22 protein-coding genes and 1 tRNA gene are annotated in these 24,708 nt (G+C 65.8%); 12 read left to right on the forward strand and 11 right to left on the reverse strand.

All coding sequences use genetic code 11. The features are described from left to right. Positions 1 to 7: 7 nt before the first annotated feature. On the reverse strand, positions 8 to 448 hold the full coding sequence (locus tag A6F65_RS03875; RefSeq protein ID WP_067786152.1) for a DUF2721 domain-containing protein: 441 nt from the start codon (positions 446 to 448) through the stop codon (positions 8 to 10). Positions 449 to 611: 163 nt separating this feature from the next. On the opposite strand from A6F65_RS03875, the gene A6F65_RS03880 reads away from it, so the two are divergent. Continuing rightward, a complete protein-coding gene (locus A6F65_RS03880; protein ID WP_157093044.1) occupies positions 612 to 1,145 on the forward strand; it encodes a biliverdin-producing heme oxygenase in 534 nt (177 codons plus the stop codon). Then, positions 1,142 to 3,730: an HWE histidine kinase domain-containing protein gene (locus tag A6F65_RS03885; protein ID WP_067789947.1), complete on the forward strand. Its 2,589-nt coding sequence runs from the start codon at positions 1,142 to 1,144 to the stop codon at positions 3,728 to 3,730. Before A6F65_RS03880 ends, A6F65_RS03885 begins: the two co-directional genes overlap by 4 nt. 10 nt (positions 3,731 to 3,740) lie before the next feature. On the opposite strand, the gene A6F65_RS03890 is transcribed toward A6F65_RS03885, so the two are convergent. Next, the gene (locus A6F65_RS03890) at positions 3,741 to 4,778 is read right to left on the reverse strand and encodes a mannose-1-phosphate guanylyltransferase (protein WP_067789950.1); all 1,038 of its coding nucleotides are present in this window, start codon (positions 4,776 to 4,778) and stop codon (positions 3,741 to 3,743) included. Between the two features lie 10 nt (positions 4,779 to 4,788). Next, complete coding sequence (locus A6F65_RS03895) at positions 4,789 to 5,541, reverse strand: hypothetical protein (RefSeq protein WP_067786156.1); 753 nt, start codon at positions 5,539 to 5,541, stop codon at positions 4,789 to 4,791. A gap of 115 nt (positions 5,542 to 5,656) precedes the next feature. Between A6F65_RS03895 and A6F65_RS03900 the strand changes: the two genes are divergently transcribed. The 7 genes from A6F65_RS03900 to A6F65_RS03930 all read left to right on the forward strand — a co-directional run bounded on the left by A6F65_RS03900 (position 5,657) and on the right by A6F65_RS03930 (position 14,893). After that, positions 5,657 to 6,052 (forward strand): response regulator transcription factor, encoded by a 396-nt coding sequence (locus A6F65_RS03900; protein ID WP_067786158.1) that lies wholly within the window; start codon positions 5,657 to 5,659, stop codon positions 6,050 to 6,052. Positions 6,053 to 6,057: 5 nt separating this feature from the next. After that, on the forward strand, positions 6,058 to 8,865 hold the full coding sequence (locus A6F65_RS03905; RefSeq protein WP_067786160.1) for an ATP-binding protein: 2,808 nt from the start codon (positions 6,058 to 6,060) through the stop codon (positions 8,863 to 8,865). A gap of 177 nt (positions 8,866 to 9,042) precedes the next feature. Beyond that, positions 9,043 to 10,407, forward strand: a complete 1,365-nt coding sequence (locus A6F65_RS03910) for a flippase (RefSeq protein ID WP_067786161.1) — start codon at positions 9,043 to 9,045, stop codon at positions 10,405 to 10,407. After that, on the forward strand, positions 10,404 to 11,177 hold the full coding sequence (locus A6F65_RS03915) for a sulfotransferase family 2 domain-containing protein (RefSeq protein WP_067786163.1): 774 nt from the start codon (positions 10,404 to 10,406) through the stop codon (positions 11,175 to 11,177). The genes A6F65_RS03910 and A6F65_RS03915 overlap by 4 nt, the downstream gene beginning before the upstream one ends. 96 nt (positions 11,178 to 11,273) lie before the next feature. Then, positions 11,274 to 12,125 carry a hypothetical protein gene (locus tag A6F65_RS03920; protein ID WP_169816995.1) on the forward strand — a complete coding sequence of 284 codons (852 nt, stop codon included), beginning with the start codon at positions 11,274 to 11,276 and terminating at the stop codon, positions 12,123 to 12,125. 163 nt (positions 12,126 to 12,288) lie between these two features. Then, complete coding sequence (locus tag A6F65_RS03925) at positions 12,289 to 13,566, forward strand: sugar MFS transporter (protein ID WP_067786167.1); 1,278 nt, start codon at positions 12,289 to 12,291, stop codon at positions 13,564 to 13,566. Between the two features lie 70 nt (positions 13,567 to 13,636). Next, positions 13,637 to 14,893, forward strand: a complete 1,257-nt coding sequence (locus A6F65_RS03930; RefSeq protein ID WP_205631913.1) for a serine hydrolase domain-containing protein — start codon at positions 13,637 to 13,639, stop codon at positions 14,891 to 14,893. A gap of 13 nt (positions 14,894 to 14,906) precedes the next feature. Here the strand turns inward: A6F65_RS03930 and A6F65_RS03935 are convergent. The 4 genes from A6F65_RS03935 to A6F65_RS03950 all read right to left on the reverse strand — a co-directional run bounded on the left by A6F65_RS03935 (position 14,907) and on the right by A6F65_RS03950 (position 17,238). Then, positions 14,907 to 14,982, reverse strand: a tRNA-Lys gene (locus tag A6F65_RS03935). A 14-nt stretch (positions 14,983 to 14,996) separates the two neighbouring features. Next, complete coding sequence (folK, locus tag A6F65_RS03940) at positions 14,997 to 15,500, reverse strand: 2-amino-4-hydroxy-6-hydroxymethyldihydropteridine diphosphokinase (protein WP_067786169.1); 504 nt, start codon at positions 15,498 to 15,500, stop codon at positions 14,997 to 14,999. Between the two features lie 44 nt (positions 15,501 to 15,544). Further along, on the reverse strand, positions 15,545 to 16,408 hold the full coding sequence (gene aguB, locus A6F65_RS03945) for an N-carbamoylputrescine amidase (RefSeq protein ID WP_067786171.1): 864 nt from the start codon (positions 16,406 to 16,408) through the stop codon (positions 15,545 to 15,547). After that, complete coding sequence (locus A6F65_RS03950) at positions 16,405 to 17,238, reverse strand: class I SAM-dependent methyltransferase (RefSeq protein ID WP_067786173.1); 834 nt, start codon at positions 17,236 to 17,238, stop codon at positions 16,405 to 16,407. Before A6F65_RS03950 ends, aguB begins: the two co-directional genes overlap by 4 nt. A 110-nt stretch (positions 17,239 to 17,348) precedes the next feature. Here A6F65_RS03950 and msrA point away from each other — a divergent pair, with 110 nt between their 5' ends. Then, positions 17,349 to 17,888, forward strand: coding sequence for a peptide-methionine (S)-S-oxide reductase MsrA (gene msrA / locus A6F65_RS03955; RefSeq protein ID WP_067789955.1), 540 nt, complete (start codon positions 17,349 to 17,351; stop codon positions 17,886 to 17,888). 17 nt (positions 17,889 to 17,905) lie between these two features. On the opposite strand, the gene A6F65_RS03960 is transcribed toward msrA, so the two are convergent. Further along, on the reverse strand, positions 17,906 to 18,934 hold the full coding sequence (locus A6F65_RS03960) for an alpha/beta fold hydrolase (RefSeq protein WP_067786175.1): 1,029 nt from the start codon (positions 18,932 to 18,934) through the stop codon (positions 17,906 to 17,908). A gap of 14 nt (positions 18,935 to 18,948) precedes the next feature. Then, positions 18,949 to 20,196 (reverse strand): RsmB/NOP family class I SAM-dependent RNA methyltransferase, encoded by a 1,248-nt coding sequence (locus tag A6F65_RS03965; protein ID WP_067786177.1) that lies wholly within the window; start codon positions 20,194 to 20,196, stop codon positions 18,949 to 18,951. A 55-nt stretch (positions 20,197 to 20,251) separates the two neighbouring features. Here A6F65_RS03965 and A6F65_RS03970 point away from each other — a divergent pair, with 55 nt between their 5' ends. Both A6F65_RS03970 and A6F65_RS03975 read left to right on the forward strand, forming a co-directional pair. Then, a complete protein-coding gene (locus tag A6F65_RS03970; protein WP_083989582.1) occupies positions 20,252 to 20,431 on the forward strand; it encodes a DUF1674 domain-containing protein in 180 nt (59 codons plus the stop codon). A gap of 1 nt (position 20,432) precedes the next feature. Beyond that, positions 20,433 to 21,395, forward strand: coding sequence for a hypothetical protein (locus A6F65_RS03975; protein ID WP_067786179.1), 963 nt, complete (start codon positions 20,433 to 20,435; stop codon positions 21,393 to 21,395). 6 nt (positions 21,396 to 21,401) lie between these two features. Here A6F65_RS03975 and hemH read toward each other — a convergent pair whose 3' ends face one another. Together hemH and A6F65_RS03985 are read right to left on the reverse strand one after the other, a co-directional pair. Further along, the gene (gene hemH, locus A6F65_RS03980; RefSeq protein ID WP_067786181.1) at positions 21,402 to 22,436 is read right to left on the reverse strand and encodes a ferrochelatase; all 1,035 of its coding nucleotides are present in this window, start codon (positions 22,434 to 22,436) and stop codon (positions 21,402 to 21,404) included. Next, positions 22,433 to 24,706 (reverse strand): xanthine dehydrogenase family protein molybdopterin-binding subunit, encoded by a 2,274-nt coding sequence (locus A6F65_RS03985; protein WP_067789961.1) that lies wholly within the window; start codon positions 24,704 to 24,706, stop codon positions 22,433 to 22,435. Before A6F65_RS03985 ends, hemH begins: the two co-directional genes overlap by 4 nt. Positions 24,707 to 24,708 lie beyond the last annotated feature (2 nt).

A 24,708-nucleotide genomic window follows, 5' to 3' on the forward strand; every position in this document is an offset into this window, starting at 1 on the left:
CGCGGGATCAGATTTCTCGCTCCGGCTCCAGGTACATGTCCGGGATGCGCAGCGCGTCTGAGGCGAGTTTCGTCTCGCGCATCACCTGGAAGAGGGCGATCATCAGAAGCACGATTGCCAGGATGAATGTGCCCGCGACCAGGAAGGGTGCGTCGAACCCGGCGAATTCTTCCACGAACAGCAGCACCACCGTCACCCCGATGGCAAGGCCGCTGGACACGAGCAACCGGATCGCTTGCCCGATCAGGTCGATGCGTTGGGCGATCACGCGGATTTCCCGCACGATCATGTCATGCTCCATCCCTTCTGTTTCCGGGTGACGGCCCTGCAACAGGCGCGAGCGATCCACCACCCGTCCCAGCCGGCCGGACAGCAGGTTCAGTATGTTCCCGATGGCGACCAGCACGAAGACGGGGGCGAGGGCCAGCTGGATAGTCTGCGCGATCATTATGTTTTCCAAATAAGGCCTTGGACGAATTAGATAACTTTTGTAATTTGCTGGAACGCAATGGCCCTTGCTGCGTTTGCAGCTTTCAGACGGGCTTCGTTTTTGAAAGTTCCGGCGCCTGGAGGGATATATCCGCAAGACCGATCCTGCGCGAGGCACAAGTTTGCGCCTTCGCCTGCGTGACACGACACGCGCCGCCCACGATGTGCTGGACGGCGCATTCGATCCTGCACGCTTTTGCGATCCGGTGCACTACGGGGAATTCCTGGGTTTCCAGTACCAGGCGCGCGCGTCGCTGGAGGCATGGCTGGATGCCAATTGCCCGCTCGCGCTGCGTCCGCCCGCAACGGCTGCCCTCGCTCGGCAGGACCTCAAGGAACTCGGGTTGGAAGTGCCGGTGGCTGATGGCGCGCCGCAATTCGCGGGCGATGTCGATCCGATCGGTGTTGCATGGGTGATTGCGGGATCCTCGCTCGGAAACCGGGCGATGCTGGCCATGCTGGTGAAGGCCGGCGTGCACGATGTTCCGCAGGCTTTCTTATCCGATCCAGCCATGCCGCGCTTCTGGCAGCACCTTCGCCCCTTGCTGGAAAACGAGGTTGGTGAGGCGGAGGCCGCGCCGGCAATTTCGGCTGCACAATCGGCTTTCGATTGGTTCGTGCAATGCCTTCCTGCGCGCCGGGAGCAGGCGGCATGAACCAGGCAGATAACAATTCGGTCGACCTGACCAGCTGCGACCGCGAACCGATCCATGAACTGGGTCTGGTGCAGGATTTCGGCGCCCTGCTGGCGCTGACGTCTGACTGGATCGTGGCGCATGCCTCCACCAACACAGGCGAGATCTTCGGCACGGACCGCGTTATGGCGAGCGGCGATGCGCTGACCGAACACGTCGCGCCAGAGGCGATGGAAACCATGCGCGAAGCTGCCGCCCTTGCACGCGAGAGCGGTTTCACAGAGCGACGTTTCGGCCTGGACCTGTTCGACAATCACAAGTTCTTCGACGTGGCCATCCACTGTTCGGGGCGCTTCACCGTGCTCGAGGCCGAACCGCATGACCGCGACGCCATTCGCCGGTCCTCTGCCATCCTGCGCCCGGTGATGAAGGAGCTGGGCGGCGAGAACACGGTGGAGACGCTGTGCCAGAAGGCCGCCGAGCAGTTGAAGGACCTGCTCTCCATCGACCGGGTGATGGTCTATCGCTTCCATCCGGACCTGAGCGGCGAAGTGATTGCCGAAGCGCGCGAGGGGCATCTCGATAGCTTCCTGACGCTGCGCTATCCCAAGACGGATATTCCCGCGCAGGCGCGCAAGCTCTACCTAGAGAACCCTTTCCGCATTATCGCGGATGTTAACGCACAGCCGGTTCCGATCGAGCCGCCGCAGAGCCTGGACGGGACGAAGCTGGACCTGTCGCACAGCGTGCTGCGCGCCGTGTCCCCGATCCACATCGAATACCTGAAGAACATGGGTGTGGGCGCGTCGCTATCCATCTCCATCATCGTCGACGGGAAGCTGTGGGGCCTGTTTGCCTGTCATCACTATTCCTCGTGCCGCGTGCCTTACGGCCTGCGGACAAGTGCGGAACTGTTCTCGCAGCTGTTTTCCCTGCAGCTGGAAATCCTGCTGTCAAACCTCGGCAACATTCTCGCCGAACGCGGGCAGCAATTGCATGACCAGCTGATTTCGCGCCTGGCGAGCGGCGGGGACATGGTCGATAGCATGCGCAGCTTCGGCAAGGTCGTCGAGCCAGTAATCCCGCACGACGGGGCAAGCGCATTCATCGACGGTGTCTATTCCTCCACCGGTCGTGCGCCGAACGAGGAGGAGTTCCGCGCCATCGTGGGTGCGCTAAACACGTCCGCCACCAGCACGGTGATTGCCAACGATTGCCTACCTTCTCTCATCCCTGCCGCGCAGGACTTTGCAGACCGGGCCGTGGGTGCGCTTATCATCCCCGTCTCGCGCAGGCCGCGCGACTATGTGGTGCTGTGGCGCAAGGAATTGTCGCAGGTCGTCACTTGGGCGGGTAATCCGGAAAAGCCGGTCGAATATGGGCCCAATGGCGCACGCCTGACCCCGCGCAAGAGTTTCGAGGCGTGGCAGCAATCGGTCGATGGCCGCAGCGTGCCGTGGAAGCGCGAGGAGCTCGCCCTGGCAGAACGCGTTCGCATCAGCCTGCTGGAAGTGCTCCTGCGCCTGACGGACGAGGCGATGCAGGAAAGGAAGCGCGCGGACCAGCAGCAGCAATTGCTGATCGGCGAGCTCAATCACCGGGTGCGCAACATCCTGACGCTGATCCGCGGCCTGGTGAACCAGAGCCGCGCCGATGCCACCGATATCGATGCGTTCTCCGAAACCATCACTGGCCGCGTCCGGGCCCTGGCGATGGCGCATGACAACATCACGCGCGAGGAATGGTCCGCCGCACCTTTGCACGAGCTGATCCGCGCCGAGGGCGAGGCCTACCTGCAGCAGAAGATCGACCGCATCCTGATCGAGGGCGAGGATGTAGAGGTCGCACCTGAAGCCTACACTGTCATTGCGCTGGTGATCCACGAGATGATGACCAATTCGGCCAAGTATGGCGCGCTATGCGACAGCTCCGGCAGGCTGGAAATCGGGACTTCGCTCGACGAATATGGTGATTGCCATATCTCTTGGCGGGAAGCTGGCGGCCCGCCTGTAAAGCCGCCAACCCGGCGCGGTTTCGGCACGACGGTGATCGAGAAGAGCATCCCGCACGAGCTGCGCGGCCAGGCTGAAGTGCGCTATTCCCTGTCCGGCGTGGAAGCGGATTTCCTAATTCCCGCACGCCATGTCGAAACCCGGCGCAAGGTTGTTCGTCCTGCCGAGACAATTGCCGAACCAGCAGAAACCTCCGCTTCCAGCGCATCGGGCAATCCCATGCGCGTGGCGCTGGTGGTCGAAGACAGCATGATCATTGCCATGGACGCCGAGGATGCGCTGCGCGACATCGGTTTCAAAGAAATCTCGGTCGCGCCCAATGTCGCGGATGCGCTGAAGGCCGTGGAACGGGCAAAGCCGGACTTCGCCCTGCTCGACTTCAACCTTGGGGACGAATCGAGCGAGCCCGTGGCCTCGCGCCTGAGCGAGCTGGGCGTGCCCTATTTCTTCGCCACCGGTTACGGCGAGACGATCGAGAAGCTGAGCAAGAGCGCAGCCCTTGGCACGCTGAAGAAACCTTACAGCGCCAAAGACCTCGAAAGCGCGGTTGCCAAGGCGCGGAGCCTGGATTCCGGCGACGAGACGCTGAATTAAGCGCGCTGCCTCATTGCAATGAAGCGCCCGGCAATTTGCCGACCAGCTGCGCGCCGTCCATCGTGGTGACCAGCACCTCGTCCCCGTCGACGACGATGGCGATATCGCGCAGCCCTAAGGCGGAGACGCGCGGTCCGTCGCTTTCGACCAGCACGTTCTTGCAATCGACGAGGTCGGCCTTGCCGCGCACCACATTGCCGGCGTCGCCTCCAGCGCGCGCATCGCGCAGGGCGTGCCAGTTGCCGATATCGCTCCAGCCCATTGCGGCCGGCACCATTGCGGCGCGGTCTGTGTTTTCCATCACGGCATAATCGACGGATTCGCCCTCGATTGCGCCGAAGCTCGCCGCATCGGGATGGAAGCGCGCGCCGTCCTCGCGGCCTGCCGCTACGGAGCTGCGTGCACCTGCGGCGATAGCCGGGCGATGGCGCGAAAGCTCTTCCATGAAAAAATCGGCGCGGAATGCGAAGATACCGCCGTTCCAGGCGTAATCCCCGCTGGCGAGGAAGCCCTGCGCGGTTTCCAGGTCGGGCTTCTCCACGAAGCGGGCGACCTCGTATCCGCCGCCCGGCAGGCTGTCACCGCGGCGGATATAGCCATATCCGGTTTCAGGCGCTGTGGCCTCGATACCGAAAGCGACCAGCCAGTCTTTGCGAGCGAGGTCTGCGGCGAGCGCGGCGCTTGTCCGGAACGCTTCGACATTGGCGATGTGATGATCGCTGGGGCAGACCAGCATCACGTCATCGGGGTCCAGCCGCGCCGCTGCCAGCGCGATGGCCGCCGCGGTGTTGCGCGCGGCAGGTTCCACGATGATGCTGGTTCCGGGAAAGCCGGCAGCCTGCTCCTCGATCAGCGGCACATGCGCCTCGCCCGCCACGATGATGGCCGGGCCGAATTGTGCCGCATCGGCGCTGCGCTCCAGCGTAGCCTGGAACAGCGTGCTGTCCCCGATCAGCGGCAGGAAGGGCTTGGGCCGGTCCTTGCGGCTGCGCGGCCAGAGGCGCGTGCCGCTGCCTCCGCACAGGATGACGGGTGTGATCTTGCTCAAATCCTTGTCCTCACTTGCGGCCGAACCGCTGGATCCAGCCATATTCCGCCGCCACCGGCTCGCCATTCGCGCGGCGCGCCGGATTGAAGGTCAGGCGCTGTTCCACCAGCGGGCACAGCACGGCATTGGTTGCCGGGTCTGGACCGGGATCCGTCACGCGGCAATTGCGGGCCCTGCCATCGACACCAACGGTAAACATCACCGTAATGCTGGTGCCGAAGCGGACCTGCCGACCGCCCCGCGGGGTCGGGAAATCGCGCGACTCATTCAGCGATCCGGATTTCAGCGAAGGGCGTGAGACGATGGGCGAAATGCCATTGCCGCTGCCATTGCCGCCATTGCCGCTGCCGGTCCCGTCGCCCGGGCCGCCAGCGCCCGTGCCATCGCCTCTGTCGCGCGCGCCGGACTGGTTGGCATTGCCGGTGGAGGCGGCCTTGGGGGCGGCTTGCTTGGGCGGGATCTTCACCTTGGGTTCGGGCGCCATGACCTCGCGCGCCGTGGCTTCGCGGCCTTCCTCCCCGGATGCGCCCTCGTCCGGCTCCGGCTCGACATCGGGCGGAGGCGGGGGCGGCGGTTCGGGCGCGGTGACGGTTACGGTGATCAGGCTGGTCGCATCCTCCACGATGCCGGCAGTGAAGTCCGGCGCCAGTGCTCGGGCGAGGCCGGCCAGCACCAATATGTGGAACAGCACGATGGCCGCAATCAGCCACCAGCGCGGCTTCTTGCGTACCGTATAGCCGGACCCTGATCCTGTCGCCGCCATGCGTATTCCCGCTGCAATCCGTAAAGTTACGGTCCTGTCTCTGGGGGCAGGCTTAACACCTGCAAAGCTAGCGCGAAACCACTGAACCGCACGGTGGGCTTTAGGGGGCACGCGAATGGCAAGGATAGTTCTGGCAGAAGACGATGGCTTGCAGGCGGACCTGCTGCGCATGGACCTGGCGCTGGCCGGTCACGAGGTGGAAACCTGCGCCGACGGTGAGGCGCTGATGGTGGCGCTGGCGGCTGGCGGCACGGATCTGGTCGTGACCGATATCGCCATGCCCAATGTCGACGGGCTTGCCGCGCTCGAGACGCTGCGGGCGGACGATGCCCATGCCCATGTGCCGATTATCGTCATCACGGCCCTGCCGCAGACGACTTATGTGCTGGAAGCATTACGCGGCGGCGCGGACGATTTCGTGCGCAAGCCCATTGCGCCCGGCCTGCTTCCGCAGCGCGTGGAGCAGGCGCTGGCGGGGTATCCCGGCAGCCGCACGATGCCGGCGGGTTGAGCGTGATGACCAGAATACAGGACCGCCGCTGGTATGGCTGGCTTCTTGCCGCCCTTGTCGCGCTCGCCTTCGGCGTGATTGCCGTCATCTCGATAGAGCTGACCCGCGGGGCCGGGCGGATCGCCGCGCTGTGGTTGCCCAATGCCGTGGTTGTTGCCCTGATCCTGGGCGTCCCGCGCCTGCCCGTCTGGCCCACGCTGGCGCTGAGCTGGCCGGCCAATATCGCCGCGAACCTGTTTGTTGGTGACGAGGCCTTCACCGCCATCGGCCTGTCCCTTGCCAATGCCGTCGAGATTGCCGTTGCCGTGATGCTCGTCAGGCGGCTGGTGGGGCGGGTGCCGGACATGGGACGCACGAAGGACCTGCTTGGCCTGCTGTTCGCGGCCTGCATCGTCGCCCCGCTCTGTTCCTCCATCATCGCGACACTCGTGCTTCATCCGGGGGAGACGACAGGCCTGCTGGAAGACGCGGCGATGTGGGCGCTGACAGATGCGCTGGGCATGATGCTGGCAGCGCCGATCCTGCTGATCTTCATCGATGCCATCCGCAACCGACCGGCAATCTCTCGCGGCAAGGCGAAGGAATGGATCGGCCTGACTGCCATCGGCACGGCGACTGTCATCGGCGTCTTTGCGCAGACCGAATTCCCCTTGCTGTTCCTGTCCGCCAACGTGGTGCTGGTCCACGCCTTCCGGCTTGGACTGCTGGGCACGGCGTTCTCCGTCTCCAAGATCGCCATCATCGCCATGATCGCGACATCCATGGGACTGGGGCCCATCACGCTGATCGACGGGTCGCTGTTCGAGCAGATGGCCGTGCTGCAGCTGTTCCTGGCCAGCATCTTTGCGCTGGGCGTGCCGGTGGCCGCCGTCCTGTCGCACCAGCGCCTGACGATGGAGCGCCTGGCCGAACGCGAGGCGGCGCTGCGATTGCTGACCGACCATGCGACTGATGCGGTGATCCGGATCGACCGCGAACGGCGCATAACCTTTGCCTCCCCCGCTTTTGCTGCCCTGCTGGGTGCCGACCCGGCGGAGGCGATAGGCCGCCCGCTGCTGGATTACGTCCATCCCGACGGGCGCGCGGATTTCGACGCCTTCATGGCCGCGCAGGCAGAGCGCACGCATGGCCCCGCCACGCTGACCTTCCGCCGCGCGCTGGCCGGCACATCGTGCGATCCCGAATTTGTCGAAATCAGCTGTTCCGCGCTTGGCGTGGCTGATGGCGCCGAGGATGGCGACATCGTGGCCTGCGCGCGCGATGTTACCCGCCGCGTACGGCTGGAATCGCAGCTTGAGGACGCGCGCGCCGCAGCGGAGAACGGGGCCCGTTCCAAGAGCGAATTCCTGGCCAATATGAGCCACGAGATCCGCACGCCGATGAACGGCGTGCTCGGCTTTGCGCAATTGCTGGTCGAGGCGGACCTTCCCGCCCGCTCGCACCGCCATGCCGAGCTGATCGTGGAGAGCGGCCAATCCATGATGGCGCTGCTGAACGATATCCTCGACATCTCCAAGATCGAAGCCGGACAGGTGCAGATAAAGCCGGAAGTGCTGCCGCTAGCGGAGATGGTAGAGACATGCTGCCGGATGCATGGTCCCACGGCGGAGGCAAAGGGCCTCGACCTATCCTGCACCATCGAGGAGGACCTGCCCGATCTGGTGATGGCAGATCCGCTGCGCATGCGGCAGATCCTTCTCAACCTTGTGGGCAATGCCGTGAAGTTCACTGATCGCGGACATGTGCAGATCAAGGTCTGCCGCACGGATGACCGGATGCGCATTGCCATTACCGATACCGGCCCCGGCATCGCGCCCGAACGCCTGGAGGCAATCTTCCGTCCCTTCGAGCAGGAGGACATGTCCACGACGCGCGATTTTGGCGGCACGGGCCTGGGCCTGGCGATTTCGCACCAGCTGGCGCGCATGATGAAGGGCGACATCACCGTCTCTTCCACCGCCGGCGTGGGGACGCGCTTCACGCTGGAACTGCCGCTGACCGTGGCGGCCCGGCGCGAGGACACCGAGGCCACCAAGGTGCAGGGCACAAGGGCGCATCGCTCCGGCGCGCTCGTGCTGTTGGTGGAAGACCACGATTTGAACCAGATCCTGATGCGCGAGATGATCGAGCGCACAGGCCAGCGCGTCGTCCTGGCGACGGACGGTCTGGAAGCGGTGACCAAGGTGCTCGAGGCGGAAGAGCGCGGGCAGCAGTTCGACCTTGTGTTCATGGATGTGCGCATGCCGCGCTGCGATGGCTTTGCCGCGACCCGCAAGATCAGGGAGGCCGGTATCGGCGAGGCGCAGCTGCCGATCATCGCCCTTACTGCCAATGCCTATCGCGAGGATATCGAGGCGGCGCTCGAATCCGGCATGCAGCAGCACCTCAGCAAGCCGCTGACGATCGGTGCGCTGCGCGAGACGCTGCGCCAATGGCTGCCGGAGAGGCGCGTTGCCCGGCCCGTACAGGAGGAAACCGCCATGGAAGACCCAGCAATCATGCAGCCCGCCCCGCCCACGCCGATCCGGCAGGACAACCAGATATCGCAGGCCTCGGCCAGCTTGCAGGACCGCTGGGCCGCGCGGCGCGCAGAAGCCATCGATGCGGTTTCGGCCCTGCTCGACCGGGGCAGCCTGGATGACAGCGTGATCGATGAGGTCGCATCGCTGGTGCACAAGCTGGCCGGGACAGCAGGCATGTTCGGACAGGACGAACTGGGCCGCAAGGCCGGTGAACTGGAGCAGGTCCTGCGACGCAGCGGGGAATGGGACCAGGTCGAAGGCAGCGCCCGGGCGCTGCTCGCCGCGGCCTGAAAACCCCGCTTCCCGGCGCATAAGCGGCGCATAACGGCGCAGGCGGGCTTGGCATGACCTGCCTTCCCGCTATGCCGGAACGCGCAGGGCGGGGCTGGCTCCGCCCGGCCCAAACCATCCGGACCGCGCCACGATGCCCGCTTTTGCGACCCCATTCTACTCCGATACCGACGCACCGTGACCGGGGCGCTTGCGGCCCTGCTCGAACGGTTCGGACCGCATGGCGATGTGACACGCCGGATCCTGCGCGGGCTGGCAGGTGTGGGCGGCCTGGGCATATTGCACCGCGTGCTGGGCCTGGGCGTGGCGCTGGTGCTGGCGCGGCATCTCGGCACTTATGCTTATGGCCAATATGCGTTTGCCACCTCGCTGGTGGCGATGCTGGCGGTAGTGTCGACCTTCGGCGTGCCGCCCGTCACCATGCGAGAGCTCGCGCGGCACCATGAGAACGCCGACTTTGGCCGCATGGCCGGGCAGGTAAGGGCCGGCTGGACCTATACCTTCATCACAGTGGCGCTGGCGCTGGCTGTCGGCCTGCTTGTGCTGCCGGCCGGCGGATGGATGGCCGCTTTCGACCGTCCGACTTACCTCGTCGCGCTGGCGCTGGTCCCGGCTGGGGCGGCGCTGGCGCTGATCTGCGGGCAATTGCAGGGACTGCGGCAGGCGATCCAGTCGTCGCTTCCCAGCCTCGTGGTGCAGCCCATTGCAATGCTGCTGCTGGTCGTCGGGCTCGTACTGCTGGCAGGAGCAAAGCTCAGCGCGGCGCAGGCAATGGCGCTGAACGTGGCGACCACGCTGCTGGCACTGGTGTTCGCATGGAGCCGGCTGCGGCATTACTTCCCGAAAGAGGCGCGCGCGGCGGACCCCATCGCGCCCGATCCGCAATGGCCCATCGTCCTGCCTTTCGTACTGCTGGCCGGCCTGTCCTTCATCAACGGGCGGGCCGATGTGATCATGCTGGGGGCCATCGCGACGCCGGACGATGTCGGACTTTACCGCGTCGCTTTCCAGGGCGCGCAGCTGGTGGGCTTTCCCCTGCTGGCAATCGGCAGCGCATTCGCGCCGGAAGTTGCGGCGCTGGGCCGCAAGGCAAGGCCGGAGGCGCTGGGCAGGCTGCTGGGGCTGGGTGCGACGCTGACCGGGCTCGGCGCGCTCCTCGCCTTCCTGGGCGCATTCGTCGCGGGCAAGTGGGCGATCGCCTTCGTGCTGGGCACGGTCTACATCCCTGCCTGGTTGCCGCTGATGATCCTGGCGGCAGCCAACCTTGTCACAGGCCTGTTCGGGCCGGTTGGCATGCTGCTGAACATGCAGGGGCACGAACGGCGCACGCTGCATGCAGGCATCTTCAGTGCGGTGGCGAATGTCGTGTTGAACGCTATCCTGATCCCGCCATACGGAATGGTAGGCGCCGCCGCGGCGACCGCTGCCAGCATGCTTGCGTGGAACCTCTCGCTGGGCCTGCTGCTGCGCCGCCAGACCGGCGTATGGCCGGGGCCCTTTGCGTGGCTGGCGTCCCGCGGTGCAGGGGCGGCCGGGCAATGATCGTCTCGCACACCCATCGCTTCGCCTTCATCCACATCCCGAAATGCGCCGGCACAGCGATCCGCGCCGCCCTGGAGGGCCTGCAGGGAGAGCCGCAGTTCTCCGCCCCCGGGGCAAGGCCGCATCAGGTGCTCGGCATGCTCGATCATGCCCATGTCCCGCTCGCTGCGCTGCGCAGCGCATGGCCTGGCCTGTTCGCGCAGATACAGGATTATACGTGCTACGCCGTGCTGCGCGATCCGGTGGCCCGCTTCGGTTCCGCCTTTGCCCAGCACCTGGAGATGTATGGCGAGGCTCCGATAGAGGCCCTGTCGCAGCATGAGCTGGAGCAGGCGCTGGCGGATATGCTGGGCCGCTTGCAGCAGCTGCAGGGCGGCCTTTTCCCCGCAGAGATGATCCATTTCCAGCCGCAGGCAGACTTTGTCGAGACCGGCGGGGAGCGCGTTGCGACGCAGCTGTACCGTGTCGATGAGGTTGATGCCCTTATGGCCGACATTGCGGCGCAGGTCGGAGGACCGGAGGCGAGTGCTATCCTCTCGGCCCGCCCCGAAGGCAATCGGGGGGAAAGGCCAAGGGGCCCAGTCAGCGCGCTGGCGTGGACGCTGGCGAAGCGTGTGCCCGCCTTGCGCGAAGCGGCGCGGCGTATGTTGCTCGTCAAGCGCCAGCAGTCGCTGATGCCGCTGCTCGAGGAGCCGGGTACCAGCGCGGCGCTGCAATCCCTCTACACACGCGATTTCCAGCTGTGGCAGGAAACCGCGCGCCGAAGCTGAATTGGCCACAACCAAAATATTCAGGCATCATGCACCCTTAGGGGCCGAAACCGCGGCCATCGATCCGAAGCCGATGAAGCCAACAAGGGGGATATGATGACGAATCTGGTTAACCCGATGCGCGCCCTGTGCCTGCCTGCTGCACTTGCGGCGATCTGCATTTACGCCCCGGCCCAGGCATCCTTCGATGACCAGCTTGTCTGCGCCAGCGATGCTCACGACAGCCTTATCGTCATCCTCTCCAGCACCGATTCCGAGCGTGCCGACGTGCAGGCCATCCGCATGGGCGAGAGCGGCACGGCGCGGCTCACAAAAGTTGCTTCGTCCGATGACGGCCCCTTCACGCATTACGCTGACGGCGACATCCGCTTCGTGATGGGCGGCGGCTACGGCATCCTGTCCATGCGGGATGCCTATTACCAGTGCACGCTGGTCGGCGAACCGGAGGAAGAGGAGGCGGGCATGGACCTGCCGCTGACCGGTGGTGTGCCGCGTATCGTCGCCACGGGTGACGGCCTGACTATCCTGGAGCAGGGCAAGCCCGACAATTTGATACCCTTCGGCCTCTCGCAGCCCGATATGGTCAGCATCCTGTCACGCTACCTTGGCGATCCCGGCCCCGTGGAACGGATGGAGGAATGCTCGTCCGGCTCGATGGAATTCATCGCCTTCGGCCCGCTACAGCTGTCTTTCAGCGGCGGGGCATGGACTGGCTGGTGGATGCTGGAGGATGGCCGCGATGCGGACGATGCCGCCCAGGTCACCACGCGCTTCGGCACGGCTGTCGGCGATCCCCTGCCGGAACCCGCGATGGATGTGATACAAACCATGGGCACTACGCAGGACCAGATGTTTACGATCGAGGGTGTGACCTACATCCGCGATGAGGGTGACGACAATACAAACGTGTTTCGCATCCTGGCCGGGCAGAACTGCACCGCCATGTAGGCCCGCATGCATGCCCGGGCATGGCCCGGCAGCGCCATGTATACGCAAGCATGGCGATGGGAGCGTTCACAAAGTGATTGCCCTGCACAGCCCTTCGCGCCACAAGTAGGGCGAGAAGGATAGCCGCGCGGCAAGACGCGGCGATGGGGAAGGATATCATTCCATGAACGACCAGACACGCAAGCCAACCGTGCTCGCCGCATTCATTGCGGTGACCACGCTGTTTTTCGCCTGGGGTTTCATCACCTCGCTGATCGACCCGCTGGTCGCCGCCGTGAAGGGCATCTTCACGCTGACGGACCAGCAGGCCATGCTCTCGGCCTTTGCGTTCTTTATCGCTTATGGCGTGATCAGCTTCCCGGCTGCCGCTGTCATAGCCAAGTGGCGAGCGGTTCCCTCCATCCTCGTGGCCCTGATCATGATGGTCATCGCCTGCCTCATCATGCTGGGCGCGGCCAATATCGCCAATTACAACCTGGTTCTGCTGGGCCTGTTCGTGCTGGCGAGCGGCATCACCATGCTGCAGGTGGCCGCCAACCCGCTGGCTGCCGCTCTCGGTGATCCCGAAAAGAGCCACTTTCGCCTGACGCTGGCGCAGACCTTCAACAGCTTCGGCACCATCATTGGCCCGTTCCTGGGTTCTGTCCTGTTCCTGAAGGGCGTGGAAGTGGAAGAGGGCGTGGAGCTGACCGACGAAGTCCGCAATGCGGCGCTGCTCGGCATCGACACCGCCTATTTCTGGATTTGCGGCCTGCTGATCGCACTGGTGGTATTCTTCTTCTTCGCCCGCAAAACCGTGTCCTCCGCTGCTCCTGTCATCGGGTCCGGCAAGAATATCGGTGAGCTGATTTCGGAGGCGTTCTCCTCCAAATGGGCGCTGATCGGTGCAGGCGCGATTTTCCTCTACGTCGGCGCTGAAGTGGCGATCGGCGCGCAGATGGCGCTGTTCCTCAATTCGGATAACACCTGGGGCATGAACCTGCAGGATGCCGGCAAGATCGTGTCCTATTACTGGGGCGGCGCTTTCGTGGGCCGCCTGCTGGGCTCTGCCCTGCTTTACAAGGTCAAGGCCACGAAGCTGCTGGTGCTGTTCACTGCCATCGCTTCGGCCATGTGCATGTATGTGTTCTTCATCGGCGGCGTGACGGCCGGCTATGTCGCGCTGGCCATCGGCCTGTTCAACTCGATCATGTTCCCGGTCATCTTCACGCTGACGCTGGAGCGTTCGACCGCGAGCGAGGAAGCAACTTCGGCCATGCTGTGCACCGGCATCATTGGCGGCGCATTCGTGCCGCTGCTGGTCGGTGCGGTCTCCGATGCAAGCAGCTACACCGTTGCCTTCGTCATCCCGGCCGTCTGCTACGCGCTGCTGTGTGCCTTTGCAGCCAGCGCCGGTCGCACCGCGCCGCTGCGCGATGCGGAAGGGAAGTCCGCGCACTGATCGCCCGCTGATGGCGAGGTTTTGGCTCAAAGCAATCGGAAGCAGCATCGGCGCCGCACTTCTGGCGCCGATGCTGGCCGGTTGCGCCACCCCCGCCCCCGCTCCCGCTCCCGCTGAGACCCCTTCGCAGTCGGCCCGGTTCCAATCGGACTGTGCTGCGATCTCCAGCTTCCTCGATAATGCTGTGGCGCAGGGCTGCACGGTCGGCGCCTCCATGCTTGTCTGGAAGGATGGGCAGGAGGTCTGCTTCACCGCCGCAGGCTTCGCCGTGCGCGAGCGGGAGCAGCCCTTTGCCCGCGATACGCTGGTGCAGATCTTCTCCATGACCAAGCCGGTCACGGGCGTCGCGCTGATGCAGCTGTGGGAGCAGGGCAAGTTCGGCCTGGACGATCCGCTCTACTGGCACCTGCCCGAATACGAAGGGCTGCAGGTAGTCACCGGCGTGGACGAGGACGGGCAGCCGATCCTGCGCCCGCCCAGCCGCCCGCCGACCATTCGCGATGCCATGCGCCACACGGCGGGCTTCACCTATGTCGAGGCGGGAGGGCCTGCCTACGAGGTGTGGAAGCAGCTGGACCCGCTGGCCTTTTCCAACACTCTGGAGGAATTTTCGCTGAAGCTGGCGCAGGTGCCGCTGATCGCGGATCCCGGCACGCGCTGGAGCTATTCGGCAGGCGTGGATGTGCAGGCGCGGCTGGTGGAGGTGCTGTCCGGCATGCCCTTTGCCGATTACGTGCAGCAGAACATCTTCACCCCGCTTGGCATGCAAGACAGCGGCTGGCAGCGCGACCCGGCGGACCTGCCGCGGCTTGCGCAGATCTACGTCCAGAAAGGCGATGCTTTCGAGCCGGACGATCCCAAGCTTTGGCTGGAGGCGAACTTCGCCGGGGCCAGGCTGACCATGGGCGGGTCCGGCATCGTCACCACGGTGGACGATTACATGCGCTTTGCCCGCATGTTGCTGCGCGAGGGGGAGCTGGAGGGAGTGCGCATATTGCAGCCCGGCACCATCCGCGTGATGGCCACGGATATGCTCGACCCGCGCATTCCGGCGGATCAGCGCGGCTTTCTACCCGGCAAGGGCACGGGCGGCTTCGGCATCAACTTCTTAGTTCGCACTGCGCCTCCGCAAACGGCAGGGGAAAACCGCGGCACGGTGGGCGAGTTCTTCTGGGACGGATATCCCAGCATGCTGTTCTGGGTCGATCCGGCGCAGGACATGGCGGTGATCTTCGCCACGCAGAAAATCCCCTTCGACAATGCGTTGCACCATGATGTGCGCGATGCCGTCTATGGACCGGATTACGCCGGGACCGTACCTGACTGAAGAGAAGACTGGGTGGTGAGCCGTGCTGGGTTCGAACCAGCGACCTACTGATTAAAAGTCAGTTGCTCTACCGACTGAGCTAACGGCCCTCACACCCGGCGCGTCACCTAGGGGTGGGCCTGCCACGGGTCAAGCGGTGATGAAGCTGCGCGAGGCTCAGGCCGCTGACCGGATCTCGCCAGTCGGGCGCAATGGCGGCGGCGGGGCCGGTCACGAAATCGCGGCGGCGGAATTGCGGGTGCGGGATCTGCAGGTCCGGGCTCGCCCAGATGCCGCCGCTCCACAGCACGATGTCGAGATCGATCGACCGGCTTCGCCAGCGTTGGCCACGGCGCTGGCGGCCCAGCATGGTCTCGGCCCCGTTCAGGGCTTTCAGCAGGGCCGGCGGTGCGAGATCGCTTTCCATCACCAGCGCGGCATTGGCGTAGCGACGCTGTGACGGGCCGACCGGCGCGCTGTCGAGCACGGCGGAGCGGGCGACGACTTCGCCCAGCGTCCCGTCCAGCATATCCGCCGCGAAACTCACCACGGCGCGCGGATTGCCGATGGCGGGATGGCGCTGGTTCGAACCCAGCGCGACCAGGTAGGTGTGCGGATTGTTTGCCATGCCCCTCCCCCAGCCCCTCCCCTGAAGGGGAGGGGGGTCTCGGCTCAAATGTCTTCGGCAATGCGGCCGTAAAGCTGCGGGCGGCGATCGCGGAAGAAACCCCAGCTGGCGCGGTGCTGGCGGGCTGCATCGAGGTCCAGCTCCGACACCAGCACGCCTGTTTCCTGCGCGCCGTATTCGGCCAGCATGTCGCCCCATTCGTCGCAGATGAAGCTGTGCCCGTAGAAGCGATTGCCGGCCTCCTGCGAGCCTTCGTGGCCGATGCGGTTGGCAGCCACCACCGGCATGCAATTGCTGACGGCATGGCCGATCATCGCGCGGCGCCACATGCGGCTGGTGTCCATGTCCGCATCCTTGGGCTCGCTGCCGATAGCGGTGGGGTAGAACAGGACTTGAGCGCCTTTCAGCGCCAGGCAGCGCGCCGTTTCCGGATACCACTGGTCCCAGCAAATGCCGATGCCGATGCGGGCCCCGAAGACGTCCCAAACCTTGAACCCGTCATTGCCGGGGCGGAAATAGAATTTCTCTTCGTAACCCGGCCCATCCGGGATGTGGCTTTTGCGATAAGTGCCCATGACCTCGCCATCCGGGCCGATCATGGCGAGCGTGTTGTAGTAATGATGCCCGTCGCGCTCGAAAAAGCTGGTGGGGATGGCCACGCCCAGCCGCTTCGCCAGCGCCTGCATGGCGATGACGCTGGGATGCTCCGTCGTTGGGCGGGCAAGGGCGAAGAACTCGTCCTTCTCCTCGCGGCAGAAATAGGGGCCCGAAAACAGCTCGGGCGGCAGGATCACCTGCGCGCCCTGCTGCGCTGCTTCCTCCACCATGGAGGAAACAGCGTCGATATTCTCCTGCTCGCTATCCGAGCCCAGCGCCAGTTGCAGCGCAGCGACGCGAAGTGTGGTCATGGCCGCTTGCGGAACAGCAGGGTCATGCGGTCGCTTTCGCCGATCTCCACCAGCGCGGGACGTGTCTCGTCGGTTGCCCCGCCAAGGCGCGGCGGAAGGGTCCACACGCCATTGGGCCAGTTTGCCGGATCGGCCGGGTTCGCATTCACTTCGCTGCGGGCATAAAGTTCGAAACCATTGGCCTGGAACAGCGCGATCACGTCCGCCTCGCGCATGTAGCCCTTGCTGCCGTCGGTATAGTCAGCGCTGGCAGAATGCGGGGCGCGGTGCTGGACCACGCCAACCATGCCGTCATCCTTCAGCATGGTGCGGATGGAGGCGAGGCTGGGCTGCAGCCAGCCGAAGCGGTGCATGTTGTGGATTTCGCGGAAGATCAGCACGCGGTCCACGCTGCCGGCCATGCTTTCGGGCATTTCGTCGCCGACATTCACGCCGACGACCTTCGCACCGGGCGCGCCGCCCAGCCATTCGGTCACCTGTCCGGGCAGCGTGTCGCCATAATTCGCCATGCGAGCCATGAAGCCGGTCGCATCGGCCGGAATCGCGGGGTTCATGCCGATATAAGTCCCGCCTTCGCCCAGATAGGGCACAAGGATGCGCGTGTACCAGCCGCCGGACGGCATGTAGTCGACCACGGTCATGCCGGGCTTCACGTCGAAGAAGCTGAGGGTTTCGGCAGGGTTGCGGTACTGGTCGCGGGCGCTGTCGTCGGCCCGGGCATCGGCAGCCAGGACTGCGGACATGCCGGGTGCCGCCATGTGATGATCGGCCAGCGCAGGCGCGGTCACGCCCAGGGCAAGGGCTGCGGCGATGATGGCGGCTTTTTTCATGGTGAAACTCTCCAAGGGACATTCTCGTTGACGGCGCAGACTAGGGATGCGCGCCGGGATGACAAGCGGCATCACGCTCCCCACATGGGCGGCAAAGGAGATTGATCGACATGGGCAAGCAGGAACAGGCCATCATCGCAGGCGGGTGCTTCTGGTGCACTGAAGCGGTGTTCCGCGACGTGGTGGGCGTAAGCGAAGTGGAAAGCGGCTATATCGGCGGCGAGGTGGAGAACCCCACGTACAAGCAGGTCTGTTCCGGCAGTACCGGCCATGCGGAGGGCATCCGCGTCACCTTCGATACCGACACGATTACCCTGCCTGAAATTTACGACGTGTTCCTGGGCACGCATGATCCGACCCAGCTGAACCGGCAGGGCAACGACGTGGGCACGCAATATCGCAGCGCGATCTTTCCGCTGGACGATGACCAGCGCGCCGAAGCCGAAGCCGCCATCGCGCGGTGGAATGCCGACCATGCTGGGCAGGAAGCCGTGACCACCATCGAAGGCCCGGCCACCTGGTACCCGGCAGAGGATTACCACCAGGAGTATTGGGACGGCGAAGGCCAGAGGAACCCCTACTGCCTGGCGGTCATCCCGCCCAAGCTGATGAAACTGAGGAAGAGCTTCCAGCAGTATCTCAAGGACTGAAGTGGCATCGTGTGCCCCTAATTCGGAGCCGCCGTACAACCGGGGGCAGCGGCGTCGGCATCCGAAGCGGGCGCGCCGAAATTGCCCAGCACAGCTTCGGAAATCGCTTCCGGATGCATCTGCATGATCCAGTGGCCGCCCTTGAGCTCGATTTCCTCATAGGGCGCGCGCACCAGCTCGCGCTGCTGGGCGAGGTAATCCGGCGTTACCCAGAATTCCTCGTCACCATAAATGAACACCGTGGGCATGCAGATGCCCGGCTCGCGTTCGCTCAGCACCTGCAGGCTTTCGCGGATCGCGCGGTACCAGTTCAGCGTCGCGGTCGATGCGCCCGGCTCCGAGAAGATGCCGACATATTCGGCGGTTTCGACCTCGGACTGCTCGGTATAGAGGTCGCGGTATCCGGACAGGTCGTTGAACAGCAGCATCGTCTCCGGCACCCACGGCAGGCTGAACAGGCGGATATAGGCCGGCGTATCGTCGACCAGCGTGGCCGTCAGCGTGTGGGGATGCGGCAGTGACAGGATGTTGAGGCTGGAGATGCGATCGGGATGGAGCATGGCCGTGCTCCAAGCGATGATGGCGCCCCAGTCGTGGCCCACCAAATGGAAGTCCTCAAATCCCGCAGCGTCCGCCATCGCCATGACATCGGCCACCTGATTGTCAGCCATGTATGCATCGACCCCCTCGGGCCGCGCGCCGGGGCTGTAACCACGCTGGTCGAAGGCGATCACCCTGTATCCCTCGGCCGCTGCACGATCCGCGAGCGATTGCCACATGATCGAACTTTCCGGATGGCCGTGCAGCATGACGATAGCCGGCCCATCGTTCTGCATTCCGAAGGTGCGGGTCCGGAAGACCAGCCCGTTCGCCTCCAGCTGGTAAATACCGTCCGGCATCCCAGCCTCGTAAAAGGGCAGGCTGGCAGTCGCCTCGGTGTGGGTTCGGTCCCAGTCCAGTGCGGTCGCAACGCCCACGCCCGCAATCGCGGCACCAAGGCCGAGGAGGATGGCAAGACCGATCAGGATTTTCTTCAGGATTCGCATCGTTACCTCTCAGTTCAGTCTTCGCGCCGCCAGCGCGCAATGAAGAAGCCGTCCAGCCCGCCCTTGTCCTGCAGCATTCCGGGGTCGGTGCGCACATGGCCCCATGCCCCGGGCTCCAGGCCTGCGGGCAGCTCGTCCTCGGCAATCGGGTCGGGCGTCAGGGAGCAGCCCGCGGCAATATCCTCGCCTTCCTCCGCCTCCAGCGAGCAGACGGCATAGACCAGCCTGCCGCCGGGTTTCAGCCAGCCGGCAGCGCGCTCCAGCAGGGCAGCCTGCAACTGCGTCATTTCCTCGATCTGGCGCGGGCCGATGCGGTGGATCACGTCCGGGTGGCGGCGGCAGGTGCCCGTCGCGGTGCAGGGCGCGTCCAGCAGGATGGCGTCGAACCGGTGCTTCGGCTCCCAGGTCAGCGCATCGGCGCGGACGATCCCGGCCTTCAGGCCCGTGCGCTTCAGGTTCTCGCGCAGCAATTCCAGCCGCCGCTTGCTGATGTCGAGCGCGGTGACATTCCAGCCCTGCGCGGCCAGTTGCAGCGTCTTGCCGCCCGGCGCGGCGCAAAGGTCCAGCGCGTGATTGCCTTCACCCTCAGGGGCCCTGCCCAGCAGGTGGGCAGGCAGCGAGGCGGCGAGGTCCTGAACCCACCATTCGCCATCCTCGAAGCCTTCCAGCTTCTCCACATTCGTGCCCCGCGGCAGGCGCAGCTGGCCCGGCGCGGTGACGAAAGCGGACAGTTTCGATGCCCAGATAGTGGTGGCGTGCGGATCGCGCAGTGTCAGGTCGAGCTCGGGCGGTTCGGCCAGGCCAGCGGCGATATCGCCTGCCCGCTCGCCCCAGCGCGCCGCGACATCATCCGGCAGCGTGGGCGCAGCGGGCAGTGCCGCTTCCTGCTTCACCAGCGTGGAGAATACGCCGTGGGCCAGCCGCCGCGGGCCGCCGGTCAGCAGCGGCAGTCCGGTGGCGATCACGGCATGCGGCGGCGTTTCCAGCCGCAGCCATTGGGCCAGCATCAGGCGCAGCGCCATGCGCGGCTTCGCGTCGGGCGGCAGCACCTGCTTTGTGGCGGAATCGATCAGGGCGTCGATATCGACCAGCCAGCGCAGTGCCTCGCTGGCGATGGCGCGGGCCAGCGCCTTGTCGTTGAACTGGCGCACGTCCTTCGTCGCAGGGCCGAACGCCTGTTCCAGCGTCTCCCCCCGGCGCAGGACGGCATCGAGCATGCGAAGCGCGGCGCGGCGCGCGTGAATTCCGGAAGGCTGGGCCATGCGCAGTGCCCTACGCCGCCTTGAAACCATGCGCCACCCTGCGCATTTCAATGGCATGACCAAACGCGCGACCAAACGCCCGGAAGGCTTCCAGAAGCCTGCCCACTGGAGCGATGACCCTCCGCCCAAGCCGGAGCCGGTGAAGCCGGAAGCCGCGCGCGACGATCCGCAGGGCCTGAGCCCCACACGCTACGGCGACTGGGTGAAGGACGGGATCGCGATCGACTTTTCCTGACATGAAGACGCGCGCCTCCCGCTTCGCCATCCTGCTGGGCGCCGCAGCCATGGCCGCGGCCTGTGCGCCCGGCACGCTTCCCGATGGGTCGGAAACCGCCACCACCGGCGCCGAAGCTGCGCCCCGGCCTGCCAGCGCAAGCGATGTCGCGGGCGATTGGGACGTGGTCAGCTTCGATGGCTACACCGTGCCGTTCCGCAGCCGGGGAACGGAACGCGCCGCCTTTGCCAATTTCACCGATGGCGGTGTCGGGCTGCACCTGGAATGCAACTGGTCCGGCGTGCCCGGCCGGATGCGCGGCGATGTTTTCAAGCCGTCCGGCGAGGGCCCCTGGCCGCAGACGCTGGCCGGCTGCGAAGCCGACAAGGCCGAGCGGGACGACGCCTATTTCGCCTTCTTCGCGCGCTCTCCCAAGGGCGAGGTCCTGCCCGGTGACCGCTTGCGGTTTACGGCCGGCGACACCGTGCTGCTGCTGGAGCGTCCCGAGCAACGCAGGCTCGGCTTCGTGCCCGAGCTTGCCGGGATCGAAGGCCAGTGGCGCATGGTCGGCCTGACGATGTTTGCACCGCAGGGCGGCATGAGCGGCATGGGCCTGACCGAGGTGCCGGGCCGCGTCGTGATCGATGGCGGCCGCATCGGCTACAACCGCTGCCCCCAGTATGATGCCGAAGTCACCTACACGCAGGATGGCGTATTTCGCCGGACCGGCGGCGCTGCTGTCCCGGACGAGCCTGCAGGCTGCGAGGAACTGGCCGAGCGCTCATGGAACAAGGTTCCGCCCGAGCTGTGGGACATCCTCGAAATGCTGCACGACAATCCGCGGGCCGAGCGCCTGGCGGAAGGCGACCTGCTGCTGACAACCGACAGCTTCGGCTTGCACCTGACGCAGCAACCGTGCGTCCAGCTCAACCAGTCGGACGATCACTCGCGGACTTGGGAAGAAGATTGCGCCTCGCCCGAATAGGCCGGGTCAGATCCAGCCGGACAATTCGCGGCGGATCAGCGTTTCCAGCATGTCCATACCGGTTTCGCCCGCATTCAGGCAGCTGAGCGCGGCAAACTTCTCGCCGCCTGCCTCCATGAATTGCTCGCGTCCGCGAATGGCCAATTCTTCCAGCGTTTCCAGGCAGTCGGCGGAAAAGCCGGGTGCGGCGATGGCGATGCTCTTCGTGCCGGCCTTCGCCTCTTCTTCCAGCACGTCGTCGGTCGCGGGTTCCAGCCATTTGGCGGGCCCGAACCGGCTTTGGAAGGTGGTGCGGATGCGCAGGTCCGGGCGGGCCAGCGCCTCTTCCAGCAGCCGCGCGGTCTTGCGGCAATGGCAGTGGTAGGGATCGCCCAGTTCCAGCGTGCGCTGCGGCATGCCGTGAAAGCTCAGCAGCAGCAGCTCCGGCGCGAAATCCAGCGCGTCCAGCTGTGCGCCGATATCGCGGGCCAGCGCCGCGATATGCACGGGATCGTCATGGTAAGGCGGCAGGGTGCGAAGCGAGAGCTGCCAGCGCATCGCCTTCAGCGCATCGGCGGCATCGTCCACCGCCGTGGCCGTGGTGGCGCCGGAATATTGCGGATAAAGCGGGGCGAACAGCACACGCTCGCAGCCGGCATTCAGCATCGCCTGCAACCGGTCGGGGATGGAGGGGTTGCCGTAGCGCATGGCCCAGTCCACCCGCACATCGCCCTCGCGGACGGGGCCGAGCCGCTCCTGCAGCTTCTCCGCCTGCTCTGCGGTGATGGCCGCCAGCGGGCTGCCCTTGTCGGTCCACACCTGGCTATAGGCATGCGCGCTCTTCTTCGGGCGCGTGTTCAGGATGATGCCGCGCAGGATCGGCTGCCAAACGAGGGCGGGGATTTCCACCACCCGCCGGTCGGACAGGAATTGCTTCAGGTAACGCCGCACACTGGGCGTATCGGGCGCGTCTGGCGTGCCGAGGTTCACGAGCAATACGCCCACGCCGCCGCTCTTTACCGGCGGGTGGTCCGCCGGGAGTTTCTGTTCCTGCCAGGTCATAGCCCGCCCGATAGCAGCGGAAGGCGGCGCAGGCGAAGGCCCGTTGCAGAATAAATCGCATTGGCGATGGCGGGGGCGACGGCGGGGACGCCAATCTCGCCCGGATCGAAGGGCTGGCTCTCACTTTCCACCAGTTCCACGCGCACTTCGGGCATGTCCGCCATGGTGGGCAAGCCGAGGTCGCCGAGCCGAGCTTGCGTGGGCAGGCCGTCCTGGTATTCCGTGGCGGAACCGAGCGCGAGGCCGAGGCCATAGACCAGCCCGCCTTCCACCTGCTGCAGGGCAAGGTCGCGGTTGACGACGCGGCCGATATCGACCGCAGCGGAAAGCCGCGTCACGCGCACGCCGCCTTCGCCGATGGCTGCAGTTGCGACCACGGCGATGCGCCCGCCGGTGGCCGGGTTGCCCATGCGGTGGCAGGCGATGCCTTCGCCGCTGCGATCGCCGCCGCCGCCCCATCCGGCCAGCCGCGCGGCGCGCTGCAGGCATTCCGCCAGCCGCACGTCCTCGCCCAGCATGGAAATGCGGTAAGCCAGCGGCTCCTGCGCGTAACGCTGCGCCACTTCGTCGATGAAGCTTTCCACCATGAAGCAGGTGTAGCCATCGGCCTTCCCGCGCATGCGGCCGGTGGGCAGGCCGATACGGGCTGGCGCGTGATCCACGGCGGCATTGGGGATGGCATAGGGCGGCATCGCGCCCTGGCAGACCATGGCATCCGGGCGGCCTTCTGCATCCTCCATCGCCGCCCAGCTGGTGAGGTTGCCGAACAGGCGCCGCCCGAATTCATAACTGCTGGACGGGGCCGCCAGCCGCGCGCGGAACGTGCCGATGCGCCCTTCGGCATCGATCCGCGCGGCCAGCACGCCGGCCACCGGAGGGCGCGGGCGGGTGAGCAGATGCTCCTGCCAGCGCGACCAGGTCAGCTGCACGGGGCGGTCCAGTTCCCGCGCAATCAGGGCAACTTCGATGGCATGATCATGCTCCAGCCGCCGGTCGAAGCTGCCGCCTGCCGCCACGGGGTAAAGGATGACATCTTCCAGCGCCATGCCCAGCGCCTTTGCCGCCGCCTGCCGGGCCTGTTCCGGGGCCTGCGCGGCCATCCACAGCTCCAGCTTGCCATCGCGCAGGCGGGCTGTGGCGCTGGCCGTTTCAAGCGGAGCATGCAGCGCCGGCATGACATCGTATCGCAGCGCCAGCGTCGGCTTGTCGAGGCCTGCATCGCCATTGCCGCGCTCGGCCACGCGGTGCCGCTCCCCGCGCCGCACGGCATTGTCGAGCGCCTCGTTCATACGCTGGGAGTTGACTGGGTTCGCCGTCCGGAAGCGCGGGGCCATCGCATCGAGCGCCTGCTCCGCCGCCCACCAATTGTCCGCGGCCGCCGCCAGCCAGCGCTTGCCCTTCACGATGCCGCGAAGGCCGCGGATGCCGCGCGTCGCGGGCACGTCCAGGCTGCTGATTTCCGCCCGGTCCACCGGACCGTGGCGGATGGCGGCATGGACCATCTCCGGCAGGCGGATGTCGCCTGCAAACTGGTACGTGCCGTCCACCTTGCTCGGCAGGTCGACACGCGGATAATCGGTCTGCGCGCCTTCCGGCATGGGAAAGCTGCCTGCCAGCTCGGCGATTTCCTCGGGCCTCAATGGCGGCGTGTCGGGCGGATCCTGCTCCGCCGCGCTGATGGCAAGGGCGCCAAAGCCTGCCTGCCGCTCGCCATTGGTGACGAGGCCATTCAGCACCTCGCATTCCTGCCAGTCCACGTCCCACAATTCGGCCGCCGCCATGGCCAGCATGGCGCGCGCGGTGGCGGCAGCCTCGCGGCAGGGCATCTCATAGGCCGCCAGCGTGGTGCCATCGGCGGTGGCGGTAAAGGCCTCGTCCTGCGCCCAGCGTTTCAGCAGCAGGTCGTCAGGCTCGGCATCCAGCCAGGGGACCATGCGGCGGCGCAGCGGCGCCCATTCCGCGGCGAGGGGAAGATTGGCGTAGGCACCGCTGGCAGGCGCAGGTTCTACCGCGACCTGCCGCCAGTCCGCGCCCAGCTCGCGCGCAATGATCTGCGGCAGCAGGGTGGTCACCCCCTGTCCCATCTCCAGCTGCGGCACGGCCACGGTCACCACGCCGTCCGCGCCGATCTTCAGCCAGGCGCCGAAAGCGGTCTCGCCCTCTTCGGCCGGCAGTGGGTCGGAATAGCTTCGCGGCAGCAGGGCCCATGCCACCAGCAGGCCGCCGCCAAGCGCGCCCCCGGCCAGCACGCCGCGCCGCGAAACACGCAGCA

The organism is Paraurantiacibacter namhicola (assembly GCF_001687545.1).
Classification (GTDB): Bacteria; Pseudomonadota; Alphaproteobacteria; order Sphingomonadales; family Sphingomonadaceae; genus Paraurantiacibacter; species Paraurantiacibacter namhicola.

Coding starts and splice junctions, on each gene's coding strand:
- A6F65_RS03905 (WP_067786160.1), top strand. CDS start 6,058: ATGACCAGAATACAGGACCGCCGCTGGTATGGCTGGCTTCTTGCCGCC.
- A6F65_RS03885 (WP_067789947.1), top strand. CDS start 1,142: ATGAACCAGGCAGATAACAATTCGGTCGACCTGACCAGCTGCGACCGC.
- A6F65_RS03920 (WP_169816995.1), top strand. CDS start 11,274: ATGACGAATCTGGTTAACCCGATGCGCGCCCTGTGCCTGCCTGCTGCA.
- A6F65_RS03925 (WP_067786167.1), top strand. CDS start 12,289: ATGAACGACCAGACACGCAAGCCAACCGTGCTCGCCGCATTCATTGCG.
- A6F65_RS03970 (WP_083989582.1), top strand. CDS start 20,252: ATGACCAAACGCGCGACCAAACGCCCGGAAGGCTTCCAGAAGCCTGCC.
- msrA (WP_067789955.1), top strand. CDS start 17,349: ATGGGCAAGCAGGAACAGGCCATCATCGCAGGCGGGTGCTTCTGGTGC.
- A6F65_RS03965 (WP_067786177.1), bottom strand. CDS start 20,196: ATGGCCCAGCCTTCCGGAATTCACGCGCGCCGCGCCGCGCTTCGCATG.
- aguB (WP_067786171.1), bottom strand. CDS start 16,408: ATGACCACACTTCGCGTCGCTGCGCTGCAACTGGCGCTGGGCTCGGAT.
- A6F65_RS03915 (WP_067786163.1), top strand. CDS start 10,404: ATGATCGTCTCGCACACCCATCGCTTCGCCTTCATCCACATCCCGAAA.
- A6F65_RS03950 (WP_067786173.1), bottom strand. CDS start 17,238: ATGAAAAAAGCCGCCATCATCGCCGCAGCCCTTGCCCTGGGCGTGACC.
- A6F65_RS03900 (WP_067786158.1), top strand. CDS start 5,657: ATGGCAAGGATAGTTCTGGCAGAAGACGATGGCTTGCAGGCGGACCTG.
- A6F65_RS03975 (WP_067786179.1), top strand. CDS start 20,433: ATGAAGACGCGCGCCTCCCGCTTCGCCATCCTGCTGGGCGCCGCAGCC.
- A6F65_RS03875 (WP_067786152.1), bottom strand. CDS start 448: ATGATCGCGCAGACTATCCAGCTGGCCCTCGCCCCCGTCTTCGTGCTG.
- A6F65_RS03895 (WP_067786156.1), bottom strand. CDS start 5,541: ATGGCGGCGACAGGATCAGGGTCCGGCTATACGGTACGCAAGAAGCCG.
- folK (WP_067786169.1), bottom strand. CDS start 15,500: ATGGCAAACAATCCGCACACCTACCTGGTCGCGCTGGGTTCGAACCAG.
- A6F65_RS03960 (WP_067786175.1), bottom strand. CDS start 18,934: ATGCGAATCCTGAAGAAAATCCTGATCGGTCTTGCCATCCTCCTCGGC.
- A6F65_RS03930 (WP_205631913.1), top strand. CDS start 13,637: ATGCTGGCCGGTTGCGCCACCCCCGCCCCCGCTCCCGCTCCCGCTGAG.
- hemH (WP_067786181.1), bottom strand. CDS start 22,436: ATGACCTGGCAGGAACAGAAACTCCCGGCGGACCACCCGCCGGTAAAG.